This is a genomic window from Pseudomonas sp. PWP3-1b2 (assembly GCF_049896045.1).
Lineage (GTDB): Bacteria > Pseudomonadota > Gammaproteobacteria > Pseudomonadales > Pseudomonadaceae > Aquipseudomonas > Aquipseudomonas antarctica_B.
Genome location: NZ_JAFCTN010000003.1, coordinates 1 through 5,946, shown reverse-complemented (window position 1 = coordinate 5,946; position 5,946 = coordinate 1). Strand labels below are relative to the sequence as shown.

The following is a 5,946-nucleotide window of genomic DNA, read 5'->3' as shown; positions in this document are numbered from 1 at the left end:
TGAAGGTCGACACGATCAACTTCGATCGTCCCGAGAACGCGAAAAACAAGATTCTCTTCGAGAACCTGACGCCGCTGTTCCCGACCGTGCGCATGAAGATGGAAGCCGGTAACGGTTCCACCGAAGACTTGACCGGTCGAGTCATCGACCTGTGCGCCCCGATCGGTAAAGGCCAGCGCGGCCTGATCGTTGCACCGCCCAAAGCCGGTAAGACCATCATGCTGCAGAACATTGCAGCGAACATCGCGCGCAATAATCCTGAAGTTCACCTGATCGTACTGTTGATCGATGAGCGTCCGGAGGAAGTAACCGAAATGCAGCGCACCGTGCGCGGCGAAGTGGTTGCCTCGACGTTCGATGAGCCGCCAACCCGCCACGTGCAGGTTGCCGAAATGGTGATCGAGAAGGCCAAGCGCTTGGTCGAACACAAGAAAGACGTGGTGATCCTGCTCGACTCCATCACCCGTCTGGCCCGTGCTTACAACACCGTGATCCCGAGCTCCGGCAAGGTACTCACTGGTGGTGTCGATGCCCACGCCCTGGAGAAACCAAAACGTTTCTTCGGCGCTGCGCGGAACATCGAAGAAGGCGGTTCGCTGACCATTATCGCCACCGCGCTGGTTGAAACCGGCTCGAAGATGGACGAAGTGATCTACGAAGAGTTCAAGGGTACCGGCAACATGGAACTGCCCCTGGACCGTCGCATCGCTGAAAAGCGTGTGTTCCCGGCCATCAACATCAACCGTTCCGGCACACGCCGCGAAGAGTTGCTGACCGCCGATGACGAACTGCAGCGCATGTGGATCCTGCGCAAGCTGCTGCACCCGATGGACGAAGTCGCAGCCATCGAGTTCCTGATCGACAAGTTGAAAGCTACCAAGACCAACGACGAGTTCTTCCTGTCGATGAAGCGTAAATAACACGACGATTCAGGTCGAAGAAAAATGGTGCCCTTGAGGGTGCCATTTTTTTTGCGCCAAACAGGGAGGTATGTGTGCGGAGCGTGTCAGTACAGAAACAAAAAGGGCGATTACGCCTACGCTCTCTTCCATTTGTATCAGGTTGATTACGATTTATGACCGCTCTTGCTTACCGAAGAGACATTGATGGCCTGCGCGCTATCGCTGTCCTGGCTGTAGTGTTGTTCCACTTTGGGGTGCCGGGTGTCACCGGCGGCTTTGTCGGCGTAGATGTTTTTTTTGTGATTTCAGGTTTCCTGATCACCTCGATCATCCTGCGTGAGCGCGAGGGTGGGCATTTCAGTTTTCTGAATTTCTGGGCGCGCCGGGCCCGGCGTATCCTGCCAGCGTTGCTGGTGATGATGTCTGTGTCGCTGGTCGTCGGCTGGTTCCTGATGGCGCCCAAGGACTATTCCGAGCTGGGCCGATCGATCCATAACCAGGCGATCTTCATCTCCAATTTGTTCTTCATGCGTCAGGACGGCTATTTCGAAACCGCCTCTGATATGAAACCGATGCTGCACACCTGGTCGCTGTCGGTTGAAGAACAGTTCTACATTGCGTTTCCGCTGTTGCTGGCGCTGTTGTCGAGTCGGCTCAAGCACTGGCGCAGCGCGTTGTTCGTGTTGTTGCTGGTGTCTTTTGCGGCAAGCGTGTGGGCGGTCTCGCATGCGCCGGACAAGGCGTTTTTCCTGCTGCCCATGCGTGCCTGGGAGCTGCTGGCTGGCTCCATGCTCGCCGTTATGCCTGCGCGCGCCAAGCGTATAAGCCCAATGTTGGCGCAAGCCATCAGCGCTATCAGCCTGGGGCTGATCCTGGTGGCAGTCGTTGGCTATGACGACAGCACCGCCTTCCCGGGTTTGGCCGCCCTGTTGCCGGTGTTGGGCGTGGTCGGGCTGATTTGGGCCAACGGCCAACACACCACGTGGGTCGGGCAGTTGCTGGGTAGTCGCGTGTTGGTGGGTATCGGGCTGATTTCCTATTCCTGGTACCTGTGGCATTGGCCGGTGCTGGTGTTTGGCAAATACGCGAATATTACCGACCTGGCGCCTGTTCAGCTTGCGGCCCTGTTCAGCCTGAGCCTGCTGTTGGGGTACGCGTCCTGGCGCTTTGTCGAAGGGCCGTTTCGTGAGCGGCGCCTGTTGGCTGGGAATCGGGCAGTGCTGGTATCGGCGGTCATTGGGCTGGTCAGCCTGGGTTTGATCGGTAAAGGCCTGGTGTGGTCGGATGGCTTTGCCTGGCGGTTATCGCCCCAGGCCCTGCAATTCGCCAAGGCTCACACCTGGAGCCCCAACCTGATGAACTGCTTGTCGGATGACAAGAAAAACAAGCACCGCGAGCTGTGTCATTTTGGTCCGCAAGAGGGCACTGCCCGTGCCTTGGTGTGGGGTGACAGCCACGCCTCGGCGTTGATTCCTGCGTTGAAAGACGGTGCCGGCAGGTACGACTTTGGCATCACACAGGCCGGTTACGCCGGTTGCCTGCCTTTCTACCGCAAAGAAAACACCCCGGGCTGCAACGCCTTTAATGAGCGCGTCACTCAGTTGCTGAGCCGCGACTCATTCAGTGACGTGGTGCTGGTCGCCCGTTGGAGCCTGTACGTTTATGGTCAGCGCAACGGCGATACCGGCCCAACGATTCATGACCCGGCGACAGGGAAATATGACCGTGCCGTCGCTGAGCGTAAATTCTCCGAGGGCATGAATGCGCTGGTGCACCAACTGCGTGCCAGTGGCCGCCGTGTGTGGCTGGTGAAGGAAGTGCCGTTGCAGGAATTCAACGTTCCGTACCGCCTGAGCCGACTGGCGATGCTGGGGCGTCCGACCGACAAGGAAGGCTTGCCGGTGAGCGAGCACCTGCAGCGACAAGCCACTATCAGCGCTGTTTTTGAGCAGATCGCAGCAGCAGACTCGGGTGTTCAGGTGCTGGATCCGGCGCCCAAGCTGTGTGATACCAACGGTTGGTGTCGGGTCGAGCTGGGCGGCCAGGCGCTGTATACCGACGATAACCACCTTTCTATCGTGGGCACGCATTATGTGGAAGGCTTCCTTGAGCCCTTCTTCAACACCTTGCGCACCGTCTCCGTTGAGTCGGGTGTGAGCCGCAATGACGTGCAATAAGCTGCCAGCGCTCGTAAGAGCAGGTAGGATGTACGCCTATTTTACGGGTGGCAAAGTTAATGAAATTCAAGGATCTTCGGGATTTCGTGCAGCAACTTGAGCAGCGCGGAGAGTTGAAACGTATCCATGTACCGGTTTCCCCGGTACTGGAAATGACTGAGATTTGCGACCGTACCCTGCGCAACAAGGGCCCGGCGCTGCTTTTCGAAAACCCGACCGGCTTTGATATTCCGGTGCTCGGCAACTTGTTCGGCACGCCCGACCGTGTTGCCTTTGGCATGGGCGCCGAGTCAGTCAGCGAATTGCGCGAGATCGGCAAGTTGCTGGCCTTCCTCAAGGAGCCCGAGCCGCCCAAGGGGTTGAAAGACGCCTGGTCGAAGCTGCCGATCTTCCGCAAGATCATTGCCATGGCCCCCAAAGTGGTCAAGGACGCCGCGTGCCAGGAAGTGGTCATCGAAGGTGATGACGTCGACCTGGGTATGCTCCCGGTGCAAACCTGTTGGCCGGGCGACGCTGGCCCGCTGATCACCTGGGGCCTGACCGTCACCAAAGGCCCGAACAAAGACCGCCAGAACCTCGGTATTTACCGTCAGCAAGTGATCGGCCGCAACAAGGTGATCATGCGCTGGCTGAGCCACCGTGGCGGCGCGCTCGATTTCCGTGAGTGGTGCGAAAAGCACCCCGGCAAGCCGTTTCCGGTTTCGGTGGCCCTGGGTGCTGACCCGGCGACCATTCTGGGTGCCGTAACGCCAGTGCCCGACAGCCTCTCCGAATACGCGTTTGCCGGCCTGTTGCGCGGCAACCGCACTGAGCTGGTGAAGTGTCGTGGCAACGACCTGCAAGTGCCAGCCACCGCTGAAATCATCCTTGAAGGCGTGATTCATCCTGGCGAAATGGCCGATGAAGGCCCTTACGGCGACCACACCGGCTACTACAACGAAGTCGACAGCTTCCCGGTGTTCACCGTCGAGCGCATTACCCACCGCATCAAACCGATCTACCACAGCACCTACACCGGCCGTCCACCGGATGAGCCGGCTATTTTGGGCGTGGCGCTGAACGAAGTGTTCGTGCCGATCCTCCAAAAGCAATTCCCGGAGATTACCGACTTCTACCTGCCGCCCGAGGGCTGTTCGTACCGCATGGCCATCGTGACCATGAAGAAGTCGTACCCGGGCCATGCCAAGCGGGTAATGCTCGGTGTGTGGTCGTTTTTGCGACAGTTCATGTACACCAAGTTCGTTATTGTCACCGACGACGACATCAATGCCCGCGACTGGAACGACGTGATCTGGGCCATTACCACGCGCATGGACCCCAAGCGCGATACGGTGATGATCGACAACACGCCGATCGACTACCTGGACTTCGCCTCGCCGGTGTCGGGCCTGGGCTCGAAAATGGGCCTGGATGCCACCCACAAATGGCCGGGTGAAACTACCCGTGAGTGGGGCAGGGTGATCGTCAAGGATGAAGCGGTAACTGCCCGTGTCGATGCGATGTGGAAAGAATTGGGAATAGATTGATGCGCGTAACCCTGCAACCTTCCGGCGCCATATTGGAACTGGTCCCTGGCGAGCGAATCCTCGAAGGCGCTCGTCGCCTGGGCTACGAGTGCCCGCAGGCCTGTCGCAATGGCGTGTGCCACGTGTGTGCCGCGCTGCTGGTAGAGGGCCGCGTGCGGCAAGCCGGTGAGGTGCGCGACCATGGTGAGTTCTTCACCTGCATCGCTGAACCGCTGGAAGATTGCATTGTGTTGTGGGATGGCGTGTTGGCGCCGGGAGAGTTGCCGTTGCGCAAGTTGTCGTGCCAATTAAGTGAATGCGTGGACGTCGGTGGCGATGTGTGGCGCGTGCGCCTGCTTGCCCCGGCCGGCAAAGCGGTGCGTTACCACGCCGGGCAATACCTGATGATCGAGCGGGAAAACGGCCAGAAATCTGCATTCTCCCTGGCGTCAGCACCCCACGCCGGGCGTGAGCTGGAGTTGCACGTGCTGGCCCGTGAGGACAGCGCGCGCTCCCTGCTCGAACAATTGCAGCGCAACCAGATGGCGCGCATCGAGCTGCCGTTTGGCGACACCCATTTGGCCGAGTTGCCGGACGGGCCGCTGGTGCTGATCGCCGCCGGTACCGGCATGGCGCAGATGCACAGCCTGATCGAGCATTGCCGCGCCTCCGGCTTCAAGCACCCGGTGCACCTGTACTGGGGCGTGCGCCGCCCGGAAGATTTCTACGAGATCGAGCACTGGGACCAGTGGCGGCAACTGCCCAACCTGTTCCTGCACAAAGTCGTCAGCGACCTGTGCGGCTGGGAAGGGCGCTGCGGGCTGCTGCATGAAGCGGTGTGTGAAGACATCAGCGACCTCAAGGCCGTGCACGTCTACGCCAGTGGCTCGCCGGCAATGATCTACGGCACGTTGGATGCGTTGGTGGCGGCCGGGATGGACGCGCACCAGATGCGCGCCGATGTGTTCGCGTATGCCCCTCGGCCCTGAAGTCGATCAAATAAATCACTGCCATACACCGATTAAACTGTGGGAGCGGGCTTGCTCGCGAAGGCGGCTTGTCAGGCGACTGTGATCGTCAGGTGTGAACCGGTTCAACGTGTGGGAGCTGGCTTGCCTGCGATGGCGGCCTTTGGGTTGGCCATTTGCTTGGTTGGAATGAGTACATATCCATTGCTGCGGTAGCGGCCACTTGGGGTTCCGCTCTTACAGCCAGCCCTTTCAAGGTCTTTAGGCCAAACAGGCGATACGTACTCTGTGGCGAGCGGGCTTGCCCCGCGTTGGGTTGCGAAGCAGCCCCAAAAACAGCAGCCTAAGAGTGTCTGACACACCGCACTCCTCCTTTTAGGGTCGCTTCGCAACC

The 5,946-nt window shown here is 59.4% G+C and carries 4 protein-coding genes; all 4 read left to right on the top strand.

Features of this window, described 5'->3' with window-relative positions; translation table 11 throughout:
* Positions 1–920: transcription termination factor Rho (gene rho, locus ACP7A2_RS02450; protein WP_426132948.1), on the top strand; the 920-nt coding region annotated here is incomplete at its 5' end.
* A gap of 155 nt (positions 921–1,075) precedes the next feature.
* Positions 1,076–3,079, top strand: coding sequence for an acyltransferase family protein (locus ACP7A2_RS02445; protein WP_426132947.1), 2,004 nt, complete (start codon positions 1,076–1,078; stop codon positions 3,077–3,079).
* Between the two features lie 59 nt (positions 3,080–3,138).
* Complete coding sequence (gene ubiD, locus ACP7A2_RS02440) at positions 3,139–4,605, top strand: 4-hydroxy-3-polyprenylbenzoate decarboxylase (RefSeq protein ID WP_426132946.1); 1,467 nt, start codon at positions 3,139–3,141, stop codon at positions 4,603–4,605.
* Positions 4,605–5,573: a CDP-6-deoxy-delta-3,4-glucoseen reductase gene (locus ACP7A2_RS02435; RefSeq protein ID WP_426132945.1), complete on the top strand. Its 969-nt coding sequence runs from the start codon at positions 4,605–4,607 to the stop codon at positions 5,571–5,573. Before ubiD ends, ACP7A2_RS02435 begins: the two co-directional genes overlap by 1 nt.
* Positions 5,574–5,946 lie beyond the last annotated feature (373 nt).

What these genes read in the sequence shown, in the direction of transcription:
- ACP7A2_RS02435 (WP_426132945.1), top strand. Translation starts at nt 4,605, where the DNA reads ATGCGCGTAACCCTGCAACCTTCCGGCGCCATATTGGAACTGGTCCCT.
- ubiD (WP_426132946.1), top strand. Translation starts at nt 3,139, where the DNA reads ATGAAATTCAAGGATCTTCGGGATTTCGTGCAGCAACTTGAGCAGCGC.
- ACP7A2_RS02445 (WP_426132947.1), top strand. Translation starts at nt 1,076, where the DNA reads ATGACCGCTCTTGCTTACCGAAGAGACATTGATGGCCTGCGCGCTATC.